The organism is Streptomyces sp. NPDC014801, from assembly GCF_043082085.1.
In the GTDB taxonomy this organism is placed as follows: Bacteria; Actinomycetota; Actinomycetes; order Streptomycetales; family Streptomycetaceae; genus Streptomyces.
This window is the reverse complement of record NZ_JBIBXG010000008.1, coordinates 136,237-157,170: the sequence shown is the minus strand read 5'-3', so window position 1 is coordinate 157,170 and position 20,934 is coordinate 136,237. Positions and strand designations below refer to the sequence as shown.

19 protein-coding genes are annotated in these 20,934 nt (G+C 75.2%); 9 read left to right on the top strand and 10 right to left on the bottom strand.

All coding sequences use genetic code 11. The annotated features are described in order from the left end of the window. Positions 1-258 precede the first annotated feature (258 nt). Positions 259-1,557, top strand: coding sequence for a phenylacetate--CoA ligase PaaK (paaK, locus tag ACF1AL_RS20585; RefSeq protein ID WP_386417743.1), 1,299 nt, complete (start codon positions 259-261; stop codon positions 1,555-1,557). Positions 1,558-1,701: 144 nt separating this feature from the next. On the opposite strand, the gene ACF1AL_RS20580 is transcribed toward paaK, so the two are convergent. Continuing rightward, positions 1,702-2,964: an FAD-dependent monooxygenase gene (locus ACF1AL_RS20580; protein ID WP_391826797.1), complete on the bottom strand. Its 1,263-nt coding sequence runs from the start codon at positions 2,962-2,964 to the stop codon at positions 1,702-1,704. A gap of 105 nt (positions 2,965-3,069) precedes the next feature. Between ACF1AL_RS20580 and ACF1AL_RS20575 the strand changes: the two genes are divergently transcribed. Then, positions 3,070-3,681 carry a TetR/AcrR family transcriptional regulator gene (locus ACF1AL_RS20575; protein ID WP_391777504.1) on the top strand — a complete coding sequence of 204 codons (612 nt, stop codon included), beginning with the start codon at positions 3,070-3,072 and terminating at the stop codon, positions 3,679-3,681. Between the two features lie 169 nt (positions 3,682-3,850). Here the strand turns inward: ACF1AL_RS20575 and ACF1AL_RS20570 are convergent, their stop codons facing one another. After that, complete coding sequence (locus ACF1AL_RS20570; protein ID WP_391826795.1) at positions 3,851-5,350, bottom strand: acyl-CoA synthetase; 1,500 nt, start codon at positions 5,348-5,350, stop codon at positions 3,851-3,853. A 317-nt stretch (positions 5,351-5,667) separates the two neighbouring features. On the opposite strand from ACF1AL_RS20570, the gene ACF1AL_RS20565 reads away from it, so the two are divergent. After that, positions 5,668-8,070, top strand: coding sequence for a penicillin acylase family protein (locus tag ACF1AL_RS20565; RefSeq protein WP_391826793.1), 2,403 nt, complete (start codon positions 5,668-5,670; stop codon positions 8,068-8,070). Positions 8,071-8,270: 200 nt separating this feature from the next. Here ACF1AL_RS20565 and ACF1AL_RS20560 read toward each other — a convergent pair whose 3' ends face one another. Continuing rightward, positions 8,271-8,690, bottom strand: a complete 420-nt coding sequence (locus ACF1AL_RS20560) for a hypothetical protein (RefSeq protein WP_391826791.1) — start codon at positions 8,688-8,690, stop codon at positions 8,271-8,273. A gap of 24 nt (positions 8,691-8,714) precedes the next feature. Beyond that, positions 8,715-9,248, bottom strand: coding sequence for a DUF2231 domain-containing protein (locus ACF1AL_RS20555; RefSeq protein WP_384207953.1), 534 nt, complete (start codon positions 9,246-9,248; stop codon positions 8,715-8,717). A gap of 140 nt (positions 9,249-9,388) precedes the next feature. Here ACF1AL_RS20555 and ACF1AL_RS20550 point away from each other — a divergent pair, with 140 nt between their 5' ends. Together ACF1AL_RS20550 and ACF1AL_RS20545 are read left to right on the top strand one after the other, a co-directional pair. Further along, positions 9,389-10,138: a helix-turn-helix transcriptional regulator gene (locus ACF1AL_RS20550; RefSeq protein ID WP_391826789.1), complete on the top strand. Its 750-nt coding sequence runs from the start codon at positions 9,389-9,391 to the stop codon at positions 10,136-10,138. Between the two features lie 157 nt (positions 10,139-10,295). Continuing rightward, entirely contained in the window at positions 10,296-12,056 is a 1,761-nt protein-coding gene (locus ACF1AL_RS20545) for a serine hydrolase (protein ID WP_391826787.1), read from the top strand. Between the two features lie 49 nt (positions 12,057-12,105). On the opposite strand, the gene ACF1AL_RS20540 is transcribed toward ACF1AL_RS20545, so the two are convergent. The 4 genes from ACF1AL_RS20540 to ACF1AL_RS20525 form a co-directional block, all read right to left on the bottom strand. Then, positions 12,106-12,663, bottom strand: coding sequence for a GNAT family N-acetyltransferase (locus ACF1AL_RS20540; RefSeq protein ID WP_391826785.1), 558 nt, complete (start codon positions 12,661-12,663; stop codon positions 12,106-12,108). A 44-nt stretch (positions 12,664-12,707) separates the two neighbouring features. Beyond that, positions 12,708-12,899 (bottom strand): DUF2795 domain-containing protein, encoded by a 192-nt coding sequence (locus tag ACF1AL_RS20535; RefSeq protein WP_384207945.1) that lies wholly within the window; start codon positions 12,897-12,899, stop codon positions 12,708-12,710. 79 nt (positions 12,900-12,978) lie between these two features. After that, positions 12,979-14,547 carry a phytoene desaturase family protein gene (locus ACF1AL_RS20530; RefSeq protein ID WP_391826783.1) on the bottom strand — a complete coding sequence of 523 codons (1,569 nt, stop codon included), beginning with the start codon at positions 14,545-14,547 and terminating at the stop codon, positions 12,979-12,981. 109 nt (positions 14,548-14,656) lie between these two features. Then, the gene (locus tag ACF1AL_RS20525; protein ID WP_391826781.1) at positions 14,657-17,245 is read right to left on the bottom strand and encodes a tetratricopeptide repeat protein; all 2,589 of its coding nucleotides are present in this window, start codon (positions 17,243-17,245) and stop codon (positions 14,657-14,659) included. Positions 17,246-17,519: 274 nt separating this feature from the next. Here ACF1AL_RS20525 and ACF1AL_RS20520 point away from each other — a divergent pair, with 274 nt between their 5' ends. Beyond that, positions 17,520-18,056, top strand: coding sequence for a DinB family protein (locus ACF1AL_RS20520; RefSeq protein WP_391777499.1), 537 nt, complete (start codon positions 17,520-17,522; stop codon positions 18,054-18,056). Between the two features lie 87 nt (positions 18,057-18,143). Here ACF1AL_RS20520 and ACF1AL_RS20515 read toward each other — a convergent pair whose 3' ends face one another. Further along, a complete protein-coding gene (locus ACF1AL_RS20515) occupies positions 18,144-18,518 on the bottom strand; it encodes a ferredoxin (RefSeq protein WP_366840296.1) in 375 nt (124 codons plus the stop codon). 126 nt (positions 18,519-18,644) lie between these two features. Between ACF1AL_RS20515 and ACF1AL_RS20510 the strand changes: the two genes are divergently transcribed. The 3 genes from ACF1AL_RS20510 (at position 18,645) to ACF1AL_RS20500 (ending at position 19,901) form a co-directional block, all read left to right on the top strand. After that, positions 18,645-19,049 carry a ChaB family protein gene (locus ACF1AL_RS20510; RefSeq protein ID WP_391777498.1) on the top strand — a complete coding sequence of 135 codons (405 nt, stop codon included), beginning with the start codon at positions 18,645-18,647 and terminating at the stop codon, positions 19,047-19,049. A gap of 38 nt (positions 19,050-19,087) precedes the next feature. Then, on the top strand, positions 19,088-19,444 hold the full coding sequence (locus ACF1AL_RS20505; protein WP_391659797.1) for a DUF6479 family protein: 357 nt from the start codon (positions 19,088-19,090) through the stop codon (positions 19,442-19,444). A gap of 106 nt (positions 19,445-19,550) precedes the next feature. Next, on the top strand, positions 19,551-19,901 hold the full coding sequence (locus tag ACF1AL_RS20500) for a hypothetical protein (protein ID WP_366840299.1): 351 nt from the start codon (positions 19,551-19,553) through the stop codon (positions 19,899-19,901). 155 nt (positions 19,902-20,056) lie between these two features. Here ACF1AL_RS20500 and ACF1AL_RS20495 read toward each other — a convergent pair whose 3' ends face one another. Then, entirely contained in the window at positions 20,057-20,839 is a 783-nt protein-coding gene (locus ACF1AL_RS20495; protein ID WP_391777497.1) for a gamma carbonic anhydrase family protein, read from the bottom strand. Positions 20,840-20,934: the final 95 nt, after the last annotated feature.

Sequence of the window (20,934 nt, the reverse complement as noted above, 5' to 3'; positions counted from 1 at the left end):
GGCAAGGGGTTTCCGGCGGTGCGGGAGGCGGCCGAGCCGTGCGAAGCCGGAGGCGGCCGGGCCGTGCGGAGCCGGAGGTGCCGGAGGCGGCCGGGCCGTGGATGTCCGGCGGTGCGGGCCCGGTCGCGCGGCCGTCGCGCGAAAAAGTGCCGCTCTCCCCCTTGCCTTGTGTCCGCCGCGCCTGGATTACTGATCTCCAGCAGCTCGACCGAATGATCGGTCGCCCGGATTGGCATGGTTGGTGAGGGAGAAGTCCCGATGGCGGATGCGACGGCGGACCTGCTGGACGAGGGGGAACGGCTCGACCGGGACGCCCTGCGGGAGCTGCAGCTTCAGCGGCTGCGGTCCTCGCTGCGGCACGCGTACACGAACGTGCCGTTCTACCGTGAGGCCTTCGACAAGGCGGGCGTGCACCCGGACGACTGCCGCACGCTCGAGGACCTGGCGCGCTTCCCGTTCACCGTCAAGGCTGACCTGCGCGAGAACTACCCCTTCGGCCTGTTCGCCGTCCCCCGGGACCGGATCCGCCGGCTGCACGCCTCCAGCGGCACCACGGGCCGCCCCACCGTCGTCGGCTACACCGACGGCGACCTGTCGCTGTGGGCGGACATGGTGGCCCGCTCGATCCGCGCCGCGGGCGGCCGCCCGGGCGACACCGTGCACATCGCGTACGGGTACGGCCTGTTCACCGGCGGCCTGGGCGCCCACTACGGCGCCGAGCGGCTCGGTTGCACGGTCGTCCCCGCGTCCGGCGGCATGACCGCCCGCCAGGTGCAGCTGATCCAGGACCTCGGGCCGCGGATCATCATGGTGACCCCGTCGTACATGCTCACCCTGCTCGACGAGTTCGAGCGGCAGGGCGTCGACCCGCGCTCCACGTCGCTGGAGGTGGGCATCTTCGGCGCCGAGCCGTGGACGGAGGAGATGCGCCGGGAGATCGAGGAGCGGTTCGGCATCGACGCCGTCGACATCTACGGCCTGTCGGAGGTGATCGGCCCCGGCGTCGCCCAGGAGTGTGTGGAGACCAAGGACGGTCTGCACGTCTGGGAGGACCACTTCTATCCGGAGGTCGTCGACCCGATCACCGGCGAGGTGCTGCCGGACGGGGAGGAGGGCGAGCTGGTGTTCACCTCGCTCACCAAGGAGGCCATGCCGATCGTCCGTTACCGCACCCGGGACCTGACCCGGCTGCTGCCGGGCACGGCCCGCGCCTTCCGGCGGATGCAGAAGATCACCGGCCGCAGCGACGACATGGTGATCCTGCGCGGAGTGAACCTCTTCCCCACCCAGATCGAGGAGATCGTGCTGCGCACGCCGGGCGTCGCCCCGCACTTCCAGCTGCGGCTGACCCGCGAGGGCCGCATGGACGCCCTCACCGTTCGCGCCGAGGCCCGCCCCGACGCCGGTCCCGAGGCGCGCGAGGCCGCCGCGCGGTCCATCGCGGCGGCCGTGAAGGACGGCGTCGGCGTCTCGGTGGCCGTCGAGATCGTCGACCCGGAGTCCCTGGAGCGCTCGGTCGGCAAGATCCGCCGGATCGTCGACCTGCGCCCGCGCTGACCCGGCGGAGCCGGCGCCCGCACGGCGCCTCCGGCCCGGCACGCGTGCCCCGCCCGGCAGGCGTGCCCTGCCCGGCAGGCGCATCCCGCCCGGCAGCCCATCCCGCCCGGCAGGCGGGTCCCGCCCGGCAGGCGCGACGGCCCGTCAGGCGAGCGCCGGCGGTGTCCAGTCGGCGTGCCGCAGCAGCCCGCGCAGCATCAGCGGGGCGGGGGTGAGCCGGACGGCCGTGTTGCGCAGGCCGACGGCCAGCGGGTGGGTGAGCTGGTGGCCCATGCGGCCGGCCTGGCGCGCGGCGCGGGCGACGCCGGTGCTGCGCGGGCGGCGTTCGGCGTCGTAGCGGGTCAGGGCCGCCTCGACGGAGGGCTCGGCGGCCAGCGCGGCGGCCAGTACGACCGCGTCCTCCAGCGCCTGGCAGGCTCCCTGGCCGAGGTTGGTGGTCATGGCGTGCGCGGCGTCGCCGAGCAGGGCCACCCGGCCGGCCGTGAACGTGGGCAGGGGCGTGGCCAGTTCGTGGACGTCATGGCGCAGCACCGCGTCGGGGCGGGTGGCGTCCAGCAGCGCGGGGATCGGGTCGTGCCACCCGGCGAACCGTTCCCGCAGCGCGGCCAGGGCGTCGGCCTGCCACGAGTCCCGCGCCCCGTCCACGGCCGGCGTCTCCGTTCGTCGGGAGCCCCGCGGGCCCGTTCCGCCGGGCAGGGAGTCCCGTACGTCCCACCCGTCGCCGGTCCGGTCGCCGGGCGCGGTGCCGAGCACGGCGAACCACTCCGCGCGGCCGTCGGCGAGGGCGAGGTGGCCGAACTCGACGCCCCGGCCCCAGGTGAGGGAGAAGTCGGTGGGCAGCGCGAGCGGCCCGTCGGTCAGCGCCCGCAGGATCGTCGAGCCGCTGTGCACCGGCCCGGGGTGGCCGGGCAGCAGCTGCGACCTCAGCCGGCTGCGGACGCCGTCGGCGGCGACCACCAGGTCGGCCTCCAGCGCCTCGCCGTCCAGCAGCACCCGCGGCCGGGCCGGGTCGGTGCGGTCCACGCCCGTGACCTCCGCGTCGACCCGCAGCCGGTCGGCCGGGAGGGCCTCGCGCAGCAGCCGGTGCAGGTCGGCCCGGGTGATGCCGTGGATCGGGTCGCCGACCGCGCGGGCCAGCGCCGCGCCGTCCATCCGGGCGAGCCACCGGCCGTCGGGGGTGCGGGTGCCGCCGGTGTACTCGGGCCGGGCCGCGGCGCGGACCGCGGCGCCGATGCCCAGCGCGTCCAGGGCGCGCAGACCGTTCGCGTGCAGGGAGATGCCGGCGCCGACGTCGGCGAGGACCGGCGCGCGTTCGGTGACGGTCACCTCCCAGCCGGTGCGGTGCAGTCCGATCGCGGCCGCCAGCCCGCCGATGCCTCCGCCCACGACCACCGCGCTCTTGCGCATGCCGCCCCCTTTCCTCGATCGCCGAAGCTTCTACAGATGTAGAAGGACGGCAGCAGCGTACGCCCGCTCTCTACAGCTGTAGAAACCGGGGTGTAGAAAAGGGGGATGCCCATCGACGGATCCCCCGGGGGACGTGCCGTGCCCGGCGACCGGCCCGCCGCGCCGTCCGACCGCCGTACCCTGCTCGCCGACGCGGCCATCGGCGTGCTCGCCGACGCCGGGATGCGCGGGCTGACCCACCGTGCCGTGGACCGGGCGGCCGGTCTGCCGTCCGGGACGACCTCGGCGTACTTCCGCACCCGGCAGGCGCTGCTGACGGCGCTGGTACGGCGGCTGGTGGCGCTCGACCAGGCCGAGTTGCGGGCGGCCGGCGAGGCGGCGCCGGCGCCGCTGACGGCCGAGAACCTGGTCGCCGGGATCGCCGCGCTCACCGAGCGGCGGCTCACCGGCGAGGGCCGGCGCCGTTCCCTCGCGCGCTACGCCTGTGCGCTGGAGAGCGTGCACCACCCGGAGCTGCGGGAGATCCTGCTGCCGCGCGAGAACCCCGGCCGCGACCTGGTGCGGGCCTTCGTCGCGGCGCACGGGCACGCCGACGCCGAGGAGCGCACGCTGACGCTGCTGACCTGCGTGGACGGGCTGGTCTTCGACCGGCTGGTGAACGACCGCGCGGTCAGCGTGCAGGAGATCCGGCGCCTGGTGGACACGGCGCTGCGCTAGGGGGTGTCTCGTCGATCAGGCCGGATCAGGGAGCGGCGTCTGGTGCCGTGCATCGCAAGGCGGAGGAGGGAGTCGATGCGGAGCATCGGGGAGTGACGACAACGCGGCGAGGTGCGGTGCCAGGCGCCGCGAGCCCGGCGTGATCGACGAGACACCCCCTATAGCCGGCTCAGTCCCGCGCCAGCCGGTCCCGCAGGGTCCGCTTGAGGATCTTCCCGCTGGCGTTGCGCGGCAGCGCGTCGACGAACACGACCCGCTTGGGCGCCTTGAACGCGGCGAGCTTCTCCCGCGCGTGGGCGATGAGTTCCTCCTCCGTCACCTCCCCGCGCGGGACGACGACCGCGGTGACCGCCTCGATCCAGCGCTCGTCCGGCAGCCCGATGACGGCGGCCTCGGCGACGGCCTCGTGCGTGTACAGGGCGTCCTCGACCTGGCGGGAGGCGACGAGGACCCCACCGGAGTTGATGACGTCCTTGACCCGGTCGACGATGGTGAAGTAGCCGTCGGCGTCGCGCACCGCGAGATCGCCGGAGTGGAACCAGCCGTCCCGGAAGGCCTCGGCGCTCTCCTCGGGCTTGTCCCAGTAGCCCTCGCACAACTGCGGTGAGCGGTAGACGATTTCGCCGGGGGTGCCGTCCGGCACGTCCTTGCCGTCCTCGTCGACCACCCGCGCGTCCACGAACAGCACGGGGCGCCCGCAGGAGTCCATGCGCCCCTCGTGCTCCTCGGGGCCGAGCACGGTGGCCAGCGGGCCGATCTCGCTCTGCCCGAAGCAGTTGTAGAAGGCCAGGTGCGGCAGCCGCGCGCGCAGCCGCTCCAGCACGGGCACCGGCATGATCGAGGCGCCGTAGTACGCCTTGCGCAGCCCGGCGAGGTCGCGGGTCGCGAAGTCCGGGCGGTTCGCCAGGGCGATCCACACCGTCGGCGGCGCGAAGAGGCTGTCGCAGCGGCCGGCCTCGATCAGGTCGAACAACCGCTCCCCGTCCGGGGCGTCGAGGATGACGTTGGTGGCGCCGACGGCGAGGTAGGGCAGCAGGAAGACGTGCATCTGCGCCGAGTGGTACAGCGGCAGCGAGTGGACCGGGCGGTCGCCGGCGCTCAGGTCGAGGGCGGTGATGGCGCTCAGGTACTCGTGGACCAGCGCCCGGTGGGTCATCATCGCGCCCTTGGGCAGGGCGGTGGTCCCGGAGGTGTACAGCAGCTGCACCAGGTCCTCGCTGCGCGGCTCCGGCCCGTCGTACGGCTCCGCCCCGGCCAGCAGGCCGAGGAGCGAGCCGTCCGCGTCCCGCAGCGCCAGCGTCCGTGACCCCTCGGGAAGCCGGCCGGCGAGGTCCGGGTCGGTGAGGACGAGGGTGCTGCCGGACTGGCGGACGAGGTAGGCGAGGTCGTCGCCGGTGAGGTGCTGGTTGACGGGGACGTGCACCAGGCCGGCGCGGGCGCAGGCGAGGAAGGCGATGAGGTAGGCGTCGGAGTTGTGGCCGTAGGCGGCGACGCGGTCGCCGGGTGCCAGGCCCCGGCCGAGCAGGACGGCCGCCGCGCGGGAGACGGCGTCGTCGAGCTGCTCGTAGGTCCAGCTGCGCTCGCCGTAGGTGACGGCGACGCGGGCGGGGGTGCGGCGGGCGCTGCGGCGCAGCACGCCGTCGACGGTGCTGCCGTGTCCGGGCGTCATGCCTCATGATCCTCGGCGCACGCGCCGGGAGGGTCAAGACACGTGCGCGGTCCGGGGGACGCGGCGGGGCGTCACGGGCGGGGGGCGTGAACGGCGGTGCGACAGGTCCGGCGGGCACGCCCCGTCACGCCGCCGGACAGGTGGGGGCACGCCCCACAGCGCCTCCGGGCGGTCGCTCGGCGGTCCCCGCACCGCCTCCGGACGGACCCGCACCGATCCGCGTGGACTCCGCATCTCCTCCCAACACGCCTGCTGTCACCGGCACATACCGACTGGTACGCTCGCCGCTCCTTCCCCCGACGATGTTGGGAGGCACGATGCGCATCCGTTCCAGACGCGCCGTCGTCGCGGCCGCCGCGCTGCTCATGGCGGCGTCCGCGCTGCCGGCGGCCGCCGCCGAACGGCCCGCCCGCGAGGACCGTCCCGCGCACGGCGGACTGTCCGCCGTCATCCGGTACACCGAGTACGGCATCCCGCACATCCTCGCCCGCTCCTACGCCGGCCTCGGCTTCGGCACCGGCTGGGCACAGGCCGCCGACCAGGTCTGCACGCTCGCCGACGGCTTCGTGACCGTGCGGGGCGAGCGCTCGCGCCACTTCGGGCCGGCCGCGGCGACCGACGGGTCGCTGTCGTCGGCCGCCACCAACCTCTCCAGCGACCTGTACTTCCGCGGGGTGCGCGAGGCCGGCACCGTGGAGAGGCTGCTGCGGCAGCCGGCGCCGGCCGGACCGAGCCGTGACGCCAAGGAGCTGATGCGGGGCTTCGCCGCCGGGTACAACGCGTGGCTGGCGCAGAACCGGATCACCGACCCGGCGTGCCGGGGCGCCGCCTGGGTGCGCCCGGTCACCACGCTGGACGTGGCCGCGCGCAGTTACGCGCTGTCCGTGCTCGGCGGTCAGGGCCGGGCGATCGACGGGATCACCGCCGCGCAGCCGCCGGCGTCCGGCCGGCCCGCCGCCCAGGCCCCCGACCCGGGCGGTGCCGCGCGGGCCGCCCGCGCGCTGCTCGCCACCGACACCGCCGACATGGGGTCCAACGCGGTCGCGTTCAGCGGGGCGACGACCGCCAACGGCCGCGGCCTGCTGCTCGGCAACCCGCACTACCCCTGGCAGGGCGGCCGCCGCTTCTGGCAGTCCCAGCAGACCATCCCCGGCCGGCTGGACGTGGCCGGTGGCTCCCTGCTCGGCTCGCCGACGATCTCCATCGGCCACACGCCCGCCGTCGCCTGGAGCCACACCGTCGCCACCGGTGTCACGCTCGACCTGCGCCGGCTCGCGCTGGACCCGGCCGACCCGACCGTCTACCTGGTCGACGGCCGGCCGGAGCGGATGACCCGCCGGACCGTCACCGTCGCGGTCGAGGGCGGTGCGCCCGTGACCCGCACCCAGTGGTGGACCCGGTACGGCCCCGTCACCACCTCCCTCGGCCCCGCGCTGCCGTTGCCGTGGACGGCGACGACCGCGTACGCCGTCGACGACCCCAACGCGGTCAACCTGCGCGGCGCCGACACCGCCCTCGGCTTCAGCCGGGCGCGTTCCACCGACGACGTCCTGGCGTCACTGCGCCGCACCCAGGGCCTGCCGTGGGTGAACACGATCGCCGCCGACTCCCGCGGCCACTCCCTGTTCACCCAGTCGCAGGTGCTCCCCCGGGTCACCGACGAGCTGGCGCAGCGCTGCCTGACGCCCCTGGGCCGGGCCACCTACCCGGCGTCCGGACTCGCGGTGCTGGACGGGGCACGCGGTGACTGCGCCCTCGGCAGCGACCCCGACGCCGTACAGCCCGGCGTGTTCGGACCCGCGCGGATGCCGGTGCTGAAGGACGCGCCGTACGCGGAGAACTCCAACGACAGCGCCTGGCTGGCGAACGCGGACCGTCCGCTGACCGGGTACGAGCGGATCTTCGGCACGGTCGGGACCCCGCGCACGCTGCGCACCCGGGGCGCCGTGCAGGACGTGGCGGCGATGGCCGCGCGCGGCGGGCTGACCGTGCGGGATCTGCAGGCGCAGCAGTTCGCCGACCGGGTGCCCGCGGGCGACCTGGCCGCCGCCGACGCGGCGCGGGCGTGCGCCGCGTTGCCGGGCGGCACGGCCACGGCCGGTGACGGCAGGGCGGTCGACGTGCGGGAGGCGTGCGGGGTGCTCGCGGCGTGGGACCGCACCATGAACGTCTCCAGCCGGGGTGCGCTGCTCTTCGACCGGCTGTGGCGCCGGCTGCCGGCCGCTCAGCTGTGGAGGGTGCCGTTCTCGCCGTCCGACCCGGTCGGCACGCCGCACACGCTGAACACGGACACCCCGGCGTTCGCCACCGCCCTCGCGGACACGGTGGCCGAGCTGCGGGCGGCGGGCATCGCGCTGGACTCCCCGCTGGGCGAGCACCAGTTCGTGGAGCGCGGCGGGCAGCGCATCCCGGTCCCGGGAGGCACGGAGGCGCTCGGCGTGTGGAACAAGGTGGAGCCGGTGTGGAACGCGGCCGGCGGCGGCTACACGGAGGTGGCGCACGGCTCCAGCTACATCCAGGCGGTGGGCTGGGACGGCTCGCGCTGCCCGGTGGCCCGCACGCTGCTGACGTACTCCCAGTCCTCGAACCCGGCGTCGCCGCACTTCAGCGACCAGACGCGGCTGTTCTCGCAGGGACGGTGGGTGACCTCGCGGTTCTGCGAGCGGGACATCCTCGCCTCGCCGCAGCTGCGGGTGGTGCGGGTGAGCGAGCACCGCTGACCGGTGCGGGGCGGGCCACCGGACCGGCCGGCCGGGGCCGGCCACCGGATCGGTCGGCCGGGGCGGGGCACCGGACCGGTCGGGCGCCGGTGACGCTGGCGACGGATCAGGACGGCGGTGACGCGGCCGGTCGCCGGTGAGGTGCCCGTGACGCGGCCGGCGCCCGGGGTCCGTCTCCCGGGCGCCGGCCGCCGGAGGCGTCAGCTGCCGCCGACGCCCAGGGCCGCGAGCAGCACCAGCACCAGGGTCGTGGCGCCGAGCACACCGTGGGCGGCGACCACGGGGACGGGCAGGTGCCGCTCCGGGGGCGCCGTCTCGCCCCCCGTGCCCTGGTGGACCGGCAGCCAGCGGCCGAACAGGGTGAAGCCGAGCAGCGCGACGGCGACGAGCAGGCCGAAGGACGTCCAGGCCAGCGCGCCCTTGTCGGCGGCGAGGTAGACGATCCACACCACCAGCCCGGCCGCCGCGAGCAGGAAGTGGCCGAAGACGACGGGGGCGGGCAGCCGGGTCGGCGCCGCCTGCTGCGCCGGGCGCAGGCCGCCGCGGGCGATCCAGCGGGCGAGGAGGACGAAACCGCCGAGGGCGGTGACGATCCAGGCGACGAGAGCGGCGATGTCCATGGGGCGGTCTCCAGGGTGCGTGCGTCAGGACGAGGAACGGGTGCGGTAGCCGTCGGCCTGCACGGCCTCGTCGGCGACCCGCACGCCGTAGCGGTAGGCGAGCTTTCCGCCGAGGTAGCCGGACAGGCCGAGGGCGGCGAGCGCGACGGCGGAGAGCGCCAGCTGCCCGGGGCCGACACCCTCCTGTCCGGTGGTGCCGGTGCCGTGCCGCCACGCCCAGCCGCCCGCGTAGGCGGCGGTGACGGCGAGGTTGAGCGCCATGTGCACCAGTGCAGTACGGAAGGCCGGGGTGCCGGTGGGGATCGCGAACAGGTCGAGGAAGCCGACGCAGGCCGCCGCCAGTGCGCCGATCACGCCGATGGCGATCAGCCACAGGGAGCCCCGTACCAGGAACGCGGGCCGGTCGGCGACATGGGAGGCGATGTCGAAGACCAGGCTGCTCACCCAGGCGCCGATGGGCACCGTGACGAGGATCGGATGGAAGGGGTGGCCGTACGGCCCCGCCAGCGCGCCGCTGACCGGTTCCTTGGCCTGACGAAGCTCACTGTTCACCGTCATACGGCACCTCACCTGCGGGTTATTTCACCAACGATTGTTGGTCTTATTCATCTCGCGGGTCAAGGCCGGCGTCAACCGGACGTGACGGCGTCCGCCTCGGGCCCGCGCCAACCGGTCCGCGACGGAGTTACGGTGGGGCCGTGACGTTCGATTCCCCTGCCGCGGGCGCTCCGGGCCCGGCCACCGCCGATTCCGTGGCCGCGCTCGCCGTCCTGGGCGACGAGTCCCGGCGGCGGCTGTTCGACTTCGTGCGGCGGGCCCGGCGTCCGGTGACCCGCGAGGAGGCGTCGGCGGCGGTCGGGATCTCCCGCAAGCTGGCCGCGTTCCACCTGGACAAGCTGGTCGACTCGGGGCTGCTGCAGGCCCGGCACGGAGGCCACGGGCCGCGCCGCGTGGGCCGTGCCCCGAAGGTGTACGAGCCCAGCGCGCAGACCCTGCAGATCAGTCTGCCGCCGCGCCGGCACGAACTGCTGGCCTCCCTGCTGACCGAGGCGGTGCTCGGCGCGCGGCCGGGCGAGAGCGCGCACCACGCCGCGCTGCGGGTCGCCGGTGAGCGCGGCGCGGCCCTGGGCGCCGAGGCGCGCGGGCGCGACGTCACGGGTTTCCTGGAGTCCCTCGGCTTCGAGCCAGGGGAGGACGGCAGCGGCCGTACCGTGCTGCACAACTGCCCGTTCCACCCGGTGGCCGCCCAGGCGCCGGAGCTGGTGTGCGGCATGAATCACGCGTTCCTGTCCGGCTACCTCGCCACCTCCGGGCACCCCCGCACCACCGCGGTGCTCGAACCGCACGCGGGCCTGTGCTGCGTCGAGCTGATCACCGGCGTCACGGATGCCGGCGACGACGCCACGAACGCCTCCTGCGGCCGGGACGGAGTCGACCAGGTGCCGTGACCTGCCGCGGCCGCGCTCTTCACCTTGCTCACGCCTGACGTACCGTCAGTTTCCTGCTGCTCCCGCACCGTTGACACACCTCGGGGCCTGACGGGAAAGTTTCACGCGGCCCCACGATCACGGAAAGATACTTTCAGGCGGTGTGCGGGAGGAAGCGATGAGCGGTCTGACCCGGCGTCAACTCGGTGCGGCGGCGGTGGCGCTGGGCGGCGCCCTGACCTTCGTACCGTTCCCGGCCGGCCCGGCGGCGGCCACCGAGCCGCGCGGCGGCGGGCCGACCCTGCGGCACGGCTCACCGGAGCGCGCCGGACTGCTCGGCGGACACCTGCGCCAACTCGTCACCGACGCGCGGGCCTTCCTCGGCCCCTCCCCCCGGCACCCCTGGTACGCGGGCGCGGTCCTGCTCGCCGGGCGCGGCGGCACGGTCGCGCTGCACGAGCCGATCGGCATGGCGGTGCGCTATCGGGCGTACGACGAGAAGAGCGACGTGGGAGTGGAGTTCCCGCCCGAGCAGCAGATCCCCATGGCCGCCGACACCGTCTTCGACCTGGCGTCGGTGTCGAAGCTGTTCACCTCGCTGCTGGCCGTGCAGCAGATCGAGCGCGGCGCGCTGCGGCTGGAGGCGACGGTCGCCTCCTACGTGCCGGAGTTCGGGGCCGCCGGCAAACAGGACGTGACCATCCGTCACTTGCTGACGCACACCTCGGGTTTCCGCGCCTGGATCCCGCTGTACAACGCGCCGACGCGCGAGGAGAAGCTGCGGCTGGTCTACGACGAGGCGCCGCTGAACCCGCCGGGAACGGCCTACCTCTACTCCGACCTCAACATGATCTCGCTGCAGCTCGTCCTGGAGCGGATCACCGGGCGCCCGCTGGACGCCCTGCTGCACGAGGAGATCACCGGCCCGCTCGGCCTGACCCGCACCCGCTACAACCCGCCCGCCTCCTGGCGGCCGAAGATCGCCGCGACCGAGGACGCCCGCCGTCCGTGGTCCGGCCTGGACCGGGGTCTGGTGTGGGGCGAGGTGCACGACGAGAACGCGTTCGCGCTCGGCGGCGTCGCGGGCCACGCCGGGGTGTTCTCCTGCGCCTGGGACCTGGCCGTGCTCGCCCGCACCCTGCTCAACGGCGGCTCCTACGGCCGGGCCCGCATCCTGCGGCCGTCGTCCGTGGAGCTGATGTTCACCGACTTCAACACAGCCTTCCCCGGCGACGAGCACGGACTGGGCTTCGAGCTGTACCAGCACTGGTACATGGGCGCGATGGCCACGCCGCGCACGGCGGGCCACACCGGCTTCACGGGGACGTCGCTGGTGCTGGACCCGACGACCGACTCGTTCCTGATCGTGCTCGGCAACTCGGTCCACCCGGTGCGCTCCTGGCGCTCCGGTTCCGCGCCGCGCGTGGCCGCCGGGAACAACCTGGCGCGCGCGGTGCCCGTGCGTCCGCGGCAGGGCCGTACCGCCTGGTTCTCCGGCATGGCGAGCGCCGCGTCGGCCACCCTCGCGCTGCCGCCGCTGGACACGTCGGCGGGCGCCGCGCGGCTGACGTGTGCGCTGTGGTGGGACACCGAACCGCAGGCGGACGTGGTGGCGCTGGAGGCGTCCCCGGACGGCGGCGCCACCTGGCAGCCGGTGCCGTTCGTCACGGCCGCCGCCGGCGAGCGGCCACAGGAGCACCCGGCCGGCACGGTGACCGGCTGGTCGGGCCGCGTCTGGCACCGGCTCACGGCCGCCCTGCCGCCCGCCCGCTCCCTGATCGTGCGCTGGCGCAGCACCACCGACCGGCTCTACGTCGGCAGGGGAGCGTACGTCGACGGCCTGCGCGTGGAGACGGCCACCGGCCCCGTCTTCGACGAACGCAGGCCCGCGGACGCCGCGCGCATCGAGGCGAAGGGCTGGTCGGCGTCGGCGGACTAGCGGCGGGCGCGGCGGCTGGGACACGGGGGCCGGGACACGGGGGCGGCGGTCACCCCGCCGGCCGCCGTAGGCGGGTGTGCAGGTGGCCCGGCAGCGGGAAGGCGGGCGGCGAGGCGGGCAGGACGGCGTGCAGGGCGTAGCCGGTCTTCTCCGCCACGCGGCAGGACGCCGTGTTGTCCGTCCGGTGGATCAGGTCCAGCCGCTGAAGGCCCAGCTCGGTGAAGGCCCAGTCGGTGAGCGCGCGCAGGGCCCGGGGGGGGGCGACGGCCCGGCCGCGGGCGTGGGCGGCGGTCCAGTAGCCGACCTCGGCGGTCGCGGCCGGCGTCTTCAGCACGACGTGGCCGACCAGGGTGCCGCCGCCGTCCGCGGCGGGCTCGACGACGGCGAAGGCGTAGCGCCGGCCGCTGTCCCACCCGGCGCGCTGGTCGCGCACCCAGCGGGCCGCGCTCTCCTCGTCGTGCACCGCGGCGGAGGTCCAGCGGCGCAGCGCCGCGTCCGAGAACACCTCGACCAGACCGGGGGCGTCGCGCGGCTCCCAGGGGCGCAACAACAGAGCCGGTACGCCCTCGGCGGCCTCTGTCCGAAGCCGGGCGGAGATCTTGTTCATCCGCCGAGCCTATGGCGCCGGGGGCGTACCGGGTACGCGGGAGGCTAGGAGTTGAAGACGGCCTTCTGCACCTCGTTGGGACCGTCGAAGTGATCCTCCTTCAGGCCGTCGAGACGGCTCACGATCTTCTCGTCGGCCTTGTTCTTGCGGGCGACGTCCACGAGGTGCTGCTTGTCCGTGGGGTAGTCCATCCCGCTGAGCGCCTTCTGCAGGTCGATGGGGCTCAGGTCCGCCATGGGAGCCTCCTTGGGAAGGTGATAGGCGCGATGTCCGCTATTACCGTTTCGTCCCGGTACCCTCCCACCCCGGGCCCATTCAACTCACCTGCTGTTCCAGCACCGCCATGGCCGCGTTGTGCCCCGGCACCCCGCTGACCCCGCCGCCGCGGACCGCGCCCGCCCCGCACAGCAGGACGTTCGCGTGCCGGGTCTCCACGCCCCACCGGCCGGTGCCGTCCTGGGCGTGGGGCCAGGACAGTTCGCGGTGGAAGATGTTGCCGCCGGGCAGGCGCAGGTCGCGCTCCAGGTCCAGCGGGGTCTTCGCCTCGATGCAGGGGCGGCCGTCGGCGTCGGTGGCGAGGCAGTCGGCCAGCGGCTCGGCGAGGTGCGCGTCGAGCTGGGCAAGGGTCGCCTTGAGCAGGTGCTCGCGGACGGCGTCGTGGTCGCGGGCGAACAGCCGGGCGGGGGTGTGCAAGCCGAACAGCGTCAGGGTCTGGTAGCCCTGGGCCACCAGCTCGGGGGCGAGGATCGAGGGGTCGGTCAGCGAGTGGCAGTAGATCTCCGACGGCGGCGCGGCGGGCAGCCGGCCGGCCGCCGCCTCGGCGTGCGCGGCGGCGAGTTCGCCGTAGCCCTCGGCGATGTGGAAGGTGCCGGCGAACGCCTCGCGCGGGTCGACCGCGCCGTCGCGCAGCCGCGGCAGCCGCCTGAGCAGCATGTTGACCTTCAGCTGGGCGCCCTCGGCGGGCTCGGGCGGGACATCGCCGGTGAGCTCGGCGAGGGCCTGCGGGGAGGCACCCACCAGCACGTGCCGGGCGGCGGCCATGCCCTCGCCGTCGGCGGTCCGGTAGGTGATCTCGGCGCTGCGCCCGTCGGTGTCGATCCGGACCGCCTCGTGCCCCGTGGCGAGCACCGCGCCGGCCGCGCGGGCCGCTGCGGCGAGGGCGTCGGTGAGGGCGCCCATGCCCCCGACCGGCACGTCCCAGGCGCCGGTGCCGCCGCCGATCACGTGGTAGAGGAAGCAGCGGTTCTGCTTCAGCGAGGGGTCGTGGGCGTCGGCGAAGGTGCCGATCAGGGCGTCGGTGAGCACGACGCCGCGCACCAGGTCGTCGGCGAAGTGCTCCTCGATCGCCACGCCGATCGGCTCCTCGAACAGCATCCGCCAGGCATCCGCGTCGTCCACCCGGCGGCGCAGCTCCTCCCGGGTGGGCAGCGGCTCGGTGAGCGTCGGGAAGACCCGCTCGGCGACCCGGCCGGTCATCCCGTAGAACCGCCGCCAGGCCGCGTACTCGCGCTCCCCGCCCGTCAGCCGCGCGAACGCCTCCCGGGTGCGCTCCTCTCCCCCGCCGACGAGCAGCCCGGTCGCCCGGCCGTCCCGGACCGCGGGGGTGTACGACGAGACGGTCCGCGTCCGCAGCCGCAGGTCGAGCCCGAGGTCGCGGACGATCTTGTCCGGCAGGAGGCTGACGAGGTAGGAGTAGCGCGACAGCCGCGCGTCCACTCCGGCGAACGGCCGGGTCGAGACGGCGGCGCCTCCCGTGTGCGCCAGCCGTTCCAGCACCAGGACGGACCGCCCGGCCCGGGCGAGATAGGCGGCGGCGACCAGCCCGTTGTGTCCCCCACCGACGACGACGGCGTCAAAACTGCGGTGTGCGCGCGCTCCAGACATGCTCCTGGGTAACACGGGACGATCACCCCACGCCAGAGCCACGCACCGGCCGGCGCGCGGGCGCGGCTCACGCGGCGCGGCTCACCCGGATCGGCTCACCCGGCGCGGCTCACCCGGCGTCGCGCTCCCGCCGCCGACGCGGACGCAGGGCGGCGGCCTCGGCGTGACGGCCGAGCCGGTCGAGGCAGTGGCTCACGTCGGTGCGGGCGGAGAGGGTGTCGGGGTGGTCCGGGCCGAGGGCGGCCTCGCGCGCGCCGGCCACGTGCCGGTACGCGGTGAGCGCGTCCGCCCAGCGGCCCAGCCGGCCCAGGGCGACGGCGATCTCCCGGTGGCTGGCCAGGGTGTCGGGGTGGCCGGCGCTAAGGACCCGCTCGCGCAGCGCGCACACGTCACGGGCCTCGGCGAGCGCCTCCTCCCAGCGCCCGAGCCGGCCCAGGTTGACGCCCAGGGCGTGGCGGGCGCGCAGGGTCTCGGGGTGGGCGGGGCCCTGGGTACGGGTGCGGTCCGCGACCAGCTCGCCGTACAGCCGCAGCGCTTCGGCGCTGCGGCCGAGCCGGCCGAGGCTGATGCCGGTCTCGTAGCGGGCGGCCAGCGTGTCGGGGTGGTCCGGACCGAGGACCCGGGCACGGGCCTCGGCGACCTCCCGGTACGTCCGCAGCGCCTCCGGCCAGCGCCCCAACTGGCCCAGGGCGTAGGCGACTTCGTACCGGGTGACGAGGGTGTCCGGGTGATCGGGCCCGAGCACGCGGGCCCGGGTCTCGGCCACCTCGCGGGCCGTGCGGTACGACTCCTCCGCCCGCCCGATCCGGCCGAGGCTGAACGCGAGGTTGTGGCGGCAGCGCAGGGTGTCGGGGTGCTCGGCGCCCATGGTGCGTTCCCGGGCGGCGAGCACCGCCGCGTACACCTGGTGGGCGTCGTGGTGGCGCCCCACCTGGCCCAGCACGTACGCCATCTCCTGCCGCACGGTGAGCGTGACGGGATGGTCCGCGCCCAGCAGCCGGGTGCGGGCGGCGGCCACGTCCTTGTACTCCCGCAGCGCCTCGGCCGGACGGCCCGTGCGGGAGAGGGTGAAGGCGTACTCGTAGCGGCTGGCGAGGGTGTCGGGGTGCTCCGGCCCGAGCAGCCGCTCCCGCTCCGCGGCCAGCGCGCGATGCGCGACCCCGGCCTCGGCCCAGCGGCCCAGCCCACCGAGCCGCAGCGCGGAGCGATGCCGCTCGGCGAGCGCGGAGACGACAGCGGGGTCCACGCCGGTCTGCGGGACGCCGCCGACCTGCAGGGCCCTGCCGACCTGCGGGACGCTCCCGACCTGGGGAACGCTTCCGGCCCGCGGGGCCCTCCCGACCTGCGGGACGCTCCCGACCTGCGGGACGCTCCCGACCTGGGGGACGCTCCCGACCTGCGGAACGCTCCCCGCCTGGGGAATCTCGCCTGTCTGCGGGGCCTCTGCCATGTGCCGGACGGCTCCGATCCTTGAGGCGTCCCCGGACTGGGGGTCGGCGCCGGCCTGCGGGGCGTCCGCTGCCTGGGCGGCGTCCCCGGCCTGGGCGGAGACGCCGGCCTGCCGGACCGCGCCGAACCGCGCGGCGCCCCCGACCTGCGGCACCGCGCCGAACCCTGAGCCGCCACCCGGATCCGGCGGCGTGGCGTGCCGCCTGTCACCCGCCCCAGCGGACTCCTGCCCGGCGGTCACCCCACGCGTCCAGGACGGCGGGCGACGCTCGCCGGCGCCGGGGCCGGCCTCCCGCACGGGCGGGGCGCCGGGGCCGGGCTGTCGCACGGGCGGGGCGTCCGGGCGGGCCTCGCGCATGGGCGCGGCGCCCGGCCCCCGCTCCCGCACCGGCGGGGCCGCGCGGACGCCCGTGGTGAGGCGGCGGGCGACCTCGCGGGCGTCCGGCGGGCGTTGCTCGGGCCGCTTGGCGAGCAGGTCCAGGATGACCTCCTCCAGCGGGCCGGGGAGTCCGGGCCGGTGGACGCTGGGCGGCCGGGGCGGGGTGTCGCGGTGGCCGGCGAGGACCGCCCACGGGTCGTCGAGGTCGAACGGCGGCACTCCGGTGGCGATCTCGTAGAGCACGCAGCCCAGCGAGTACAGGTCGCTGCGCCGGTCGACCGCCTCTCCGCCGATCTGCTCCGGCGACATGTAGTGCGGGGTGCCCATGGCGACGCCGGTGCCGGTCAGCTTGGAGGTGAATCCGATGCCGTGACCGAGGCGCGCTATGCCGAAGTCGCAGATCTTCACCGTGCCGTCGGTGAGCCGCACGATGTTCGCGGGCTTCAGGTCGCGGTGCACGATGCCCTGGTCGTGGGTGTAGGCGAGCGCCGCGGCGACCTGGCCGGCGATGTCCACCACGTCGGGGACGGACAGCGGATGATGCTTGTTGTCCTCCAGCAGCCGGCTGAGGTTGCGGCCGTCGAGCAACTCCATCACCAGGAACAGCACGCCGTCGCTCTCGCCGAAGTCGTGCACCACCGTCACCCCGCGGTGCTGCAGAGCCGCGGCCACCCGCGCCTCGCGCCGGAACCGCTCGCGCAGCACCCGCGTGAAGGATTCCTCGGGGTGCGGCCCGAGCGGCTTGAGGCACTTGACGGCCACCCGGCGCCCCAGCGACTCGTCGCGGGCCCGCCACACCTCGCCCATGCCGCCGCGCCCGATCAGGTCGAGCAGCCGGTAACGGCCCTGGAGCAGCCGGTTCTCCCCCATCTGCCGCGTCGCCCCCGTAACCCTTCGCCCCGCCCTCCCCTGGCTTGCCCAGTATGGCGGCCTATCGCCCTGATTTGTACGGCGCCGGACCGGCCCGGGCGTACGGCAGCGAGGAGGCGTACGGGGTACACACGGGCGCGCGGCGCCAGAGGGCGTACGCGCGGGGCAGCCCGCGCCGCACCGGCACCTCGCGCGCCGGACGGACAGCCACAGCGCCCCGCTCGGCCGCGACGGCATCTGCCCGGGCCGGCGGGGGCGTTGTTACCGTGCCCGCATGACGACATGCGCGGAATGCGGCTTCGTGTACGACCTCGGGCTGGCCCCTTGTGTCCCGGAGCTGGCCGAGGCGGAGGCCGGCGCCTACGCGCGGCTGCTGACGTCGGACGTCTCACTGCTGCGGCGCCGGCCGGCGCCGGACGTGTGGTCACCGCTGGAGTACGCCTGTCATGTGCGGGACGTCCTGCTCGTCCAGCGGGAACGGGTGCTGGCCGCGCTGCGCCTGGACACACCGGTCGTCGAGTCGATGGGGCGCGAGGAGCGGGTGGTGCACGACGGGTACGCCCGGCAGCGGCCCGCCGACGTGGCGCGCCAACTCAAGGACGCCGCCCTGCTGTTCGGGGATGTCCTCGCCGGTCTGCGCCACGGACCCGCCGGCTGGGAGCGCACGCTGGTGTACTCCTTCCCCGAGCGCGCGGAGCGCTCCCTGCGCTGGCTCGCCGTGCACACGCTGCACGAGCTGCGCCACCACCTGATCGACATGCGCCGCGCCCTCACGGCCCAGGGCGAGGCCGGCAGCCGTCACGGGGGATGAGAATCACCGAAGAGACCGTAGAACGCGCTCAGTCGTCGGGAGTGCGCGGCACCTCCTGATCCGCCGCCATGTCCGCCTGATCCGGTGTCATGTCAGCGTCGTGAGGAAGTCCGAGCAGGCCCGGGCACAGTCCCGGCACATCTGCGCGGTGTCCTCGGCGCCCGGATGACGGTCGAAGACGTGGGCCGACTCCAGACACACGGTCCGGCACCATTCCACCTGTACGCGGATGCCGGCCTCGTCCACGCTGTTCTGTTCGGACAGCACGCGACAGGTCGCATCGCACACCTCGGCGCACATGATGCCCTTGCGCCGCGCCAGTTCCTGCTCCTCGGTGCCTCCCGGGTCCACCAGGCTCGCCCGGAGCGCGCAGGCCCGCGCGCACTGCGTGCACGCCTGGGCGCAAGCGAAGCGGTCCTCCAGAAACCGGATGAGCTCCTGTTGGGATGTAGTCGTAGTCACGTCGGGCCGGGTAGCCGGTGCCCCCCGCACCAAACCCGGGTCCGGCCGGGCCGCGGCCCGGCGTTATCGCACCCGCCGCGCGGGCACCCGTACACCCCCGGCGGGACACCCGAGGAGGTGAGCGACGTGCCCGGACGACAGGAGCTGCCGTCGACCCTCGAGCGCTCCTCGCAGGAAGCGCAGGAGACCTGGATCAAGGCGCACGACTCCGCCGTCGAGACGTACGGCGAGGGCGAGCGCGCGCACCGGGTCGCCTACGGCGCGCTCAAGCACACGCACGAGAAGGTCGGCGACCACTGGGAGCGCAAGGAGGGCGGCCGCAAGGGCCCCTCGGACCCGCGGTCGGCCCGGCCCCGGCAGCAGGGCGGGCGCAGCGGTGAGGGCGTCGACGAGCAGGCCACCAAGGACCACCTGTACGACCTCGCGCGGCGACTCGGCGTCGGCGGACGGTCCCGGATGTCGAAGTCCGAGCTGCTCGAGGCGGTGCGCAAGGCCAATCGCTCGCAGACCCGGAAATCCAGGGCCGAATGACTCTGGTAGCGGAACGGTTTGCGGGGTATTCAGGTGATATGAGCAGCGCAATGATGCAAATGGCCGCCGTCAGCGGCGCTCTCGTGCTGGGTCCCGTGATCATCGGGGTCTTTCTCGTGGGTGGCCTGATCGGCGCGTTCTGGTTCGGCGACGTGTTCAAGAGCCGGGAGCCGGCTCCCCCGCGTCCCGAGGAGCAGCCGCACCTGCCACCCGAGGGTGCGGTCCGCGGAATCCAGGAGAACCGGGAACCCCAGGAAGTGCCCCAGGACGGCCGGCGCCGGCTGCCGCACGAGTTCGGCAATCTCGGCACCCGGACGGGCGAGTCCCAGGAACGGCCGCGCTGGGGCAAGGGCACCAGCGGCTCGTTCGGCGGAGGCGGTCTGGGCGCCCACTGAGGCGCGCCCCGCTCCGGAGCCGTCCGTCCCCGCGCCCGCGGGGCGGCCGGCCGGCCGCAGCGACCGTACGCGAGCGAGCCCACGTCCGAAGGGAAGTGAGGTCCCCATGGCCGATCCCGGCCGCGACACCCTGCCCCTGCCCGACTACGACCATCTGCCGATCGGCGGCCTGGAGAGCCGTGTGCGGTCGCTGACCGCCGAGGAGGTCGAGGAGCTGCTCGCCTACGAGCGCACCCACGCCGACCGCCTGCCGATCACCGAGGTCCTCACGTCGCGCCTGGACCAGTTGCGGGCCGGCGCCGAACCCACCGCGGGCGACCCGGGCGCCCTGCGCCCCGAGCAGGGCGCGGGCCGCGCCGGCTCGCCGGTGTCCCCGGCGACCTCGCCGCAGCCCTTCAGCCCGCCCCCGCACGGCACTCCCGACCAGCGCGGCAAGCCCAAGGGCGATCGCACCTAGCGCTCCGCTTGCCTCCCCTCCACGACCCCGCGCCGCCACTGGGCGCGGGGTCGCTTATGTGTGCCCCGCACCACCGCGACGGCCGGCGCGGAGTGCCCCCGTGCGGGGTGCCCGGCGGCCCGTCGCCCCGCCCCGCCCCACGCCGCAGTCGCCCCTCACCGTGCCCCGTCGCCCCGCCACGCGTCGTCTCCGCCGTCCCCCGGCGTGCCGCTGCCCTCCACGTCGTCCGGGTCCGCGCCGACCACCTCGTCCGCGTACGCTCCGGACGCGGCGTTCCCGTCGCCCCCGCCCTCCGCGTGCGCGCCGAAATCGGCGTCCTCGTCGGCCCCGTCCCCCGCGTGCGCGCCGAACTCGGCGACCCGTACCTCCGCGATCCGCTCGTAGCGGCGGATCCGGTCGGTCCACTCGGCGTCGACGCCGAACGCGGTCCGGGCGAACCCGACGCCCGCGATCGCCTCCGGCACGGCCGGGTCGCCGGGCGCCAGCAGCCGTACCGGGTCACCGACGGCGAGGGTGTGCGGCGGTACGAAGAACTCGGCCGGCACCCGGGCGCGGGCGTGCACCAGCGCGCCGACGGCGACGACCGCGCCCGCCCCGAGCCGCGCCTCCTGCAGCACGGTGGCGCCGGTCGCCAGGTAGGCGCACCGCTCGGCCCGGCAGCCGAGCAGGGTGGCGTGCGGGCCCACGAAGACGTGGTCGCCGAGGACGACGGGCTGCGCCCCGGCCGTGGCGGAGGCCCGCAGCACGGCGTTCTCGCAGACCACGGTGGCCTCGCCGACCTCGACGAAGGCGCCCTCGGCGGTCAGTACGGCGCCGTACATCACCCGTGCCCGTGGGCCGACGCGGACGTCACCGACGAGGGTGGCGGTCGGCGCGACGTACGCGCTCGGATGGACCTGTGGGGCACGGCCCCGGTGCCGGATGCGGATGCCGTTCATACACCCCAGGGTCGGGCGCGCGGCCGGACCCGTCCGGCGGTTTTCGGACGTCGTTCTCGCCCGGCCGTGCCGGGCCGTGGCCCCGACGTCGCGCA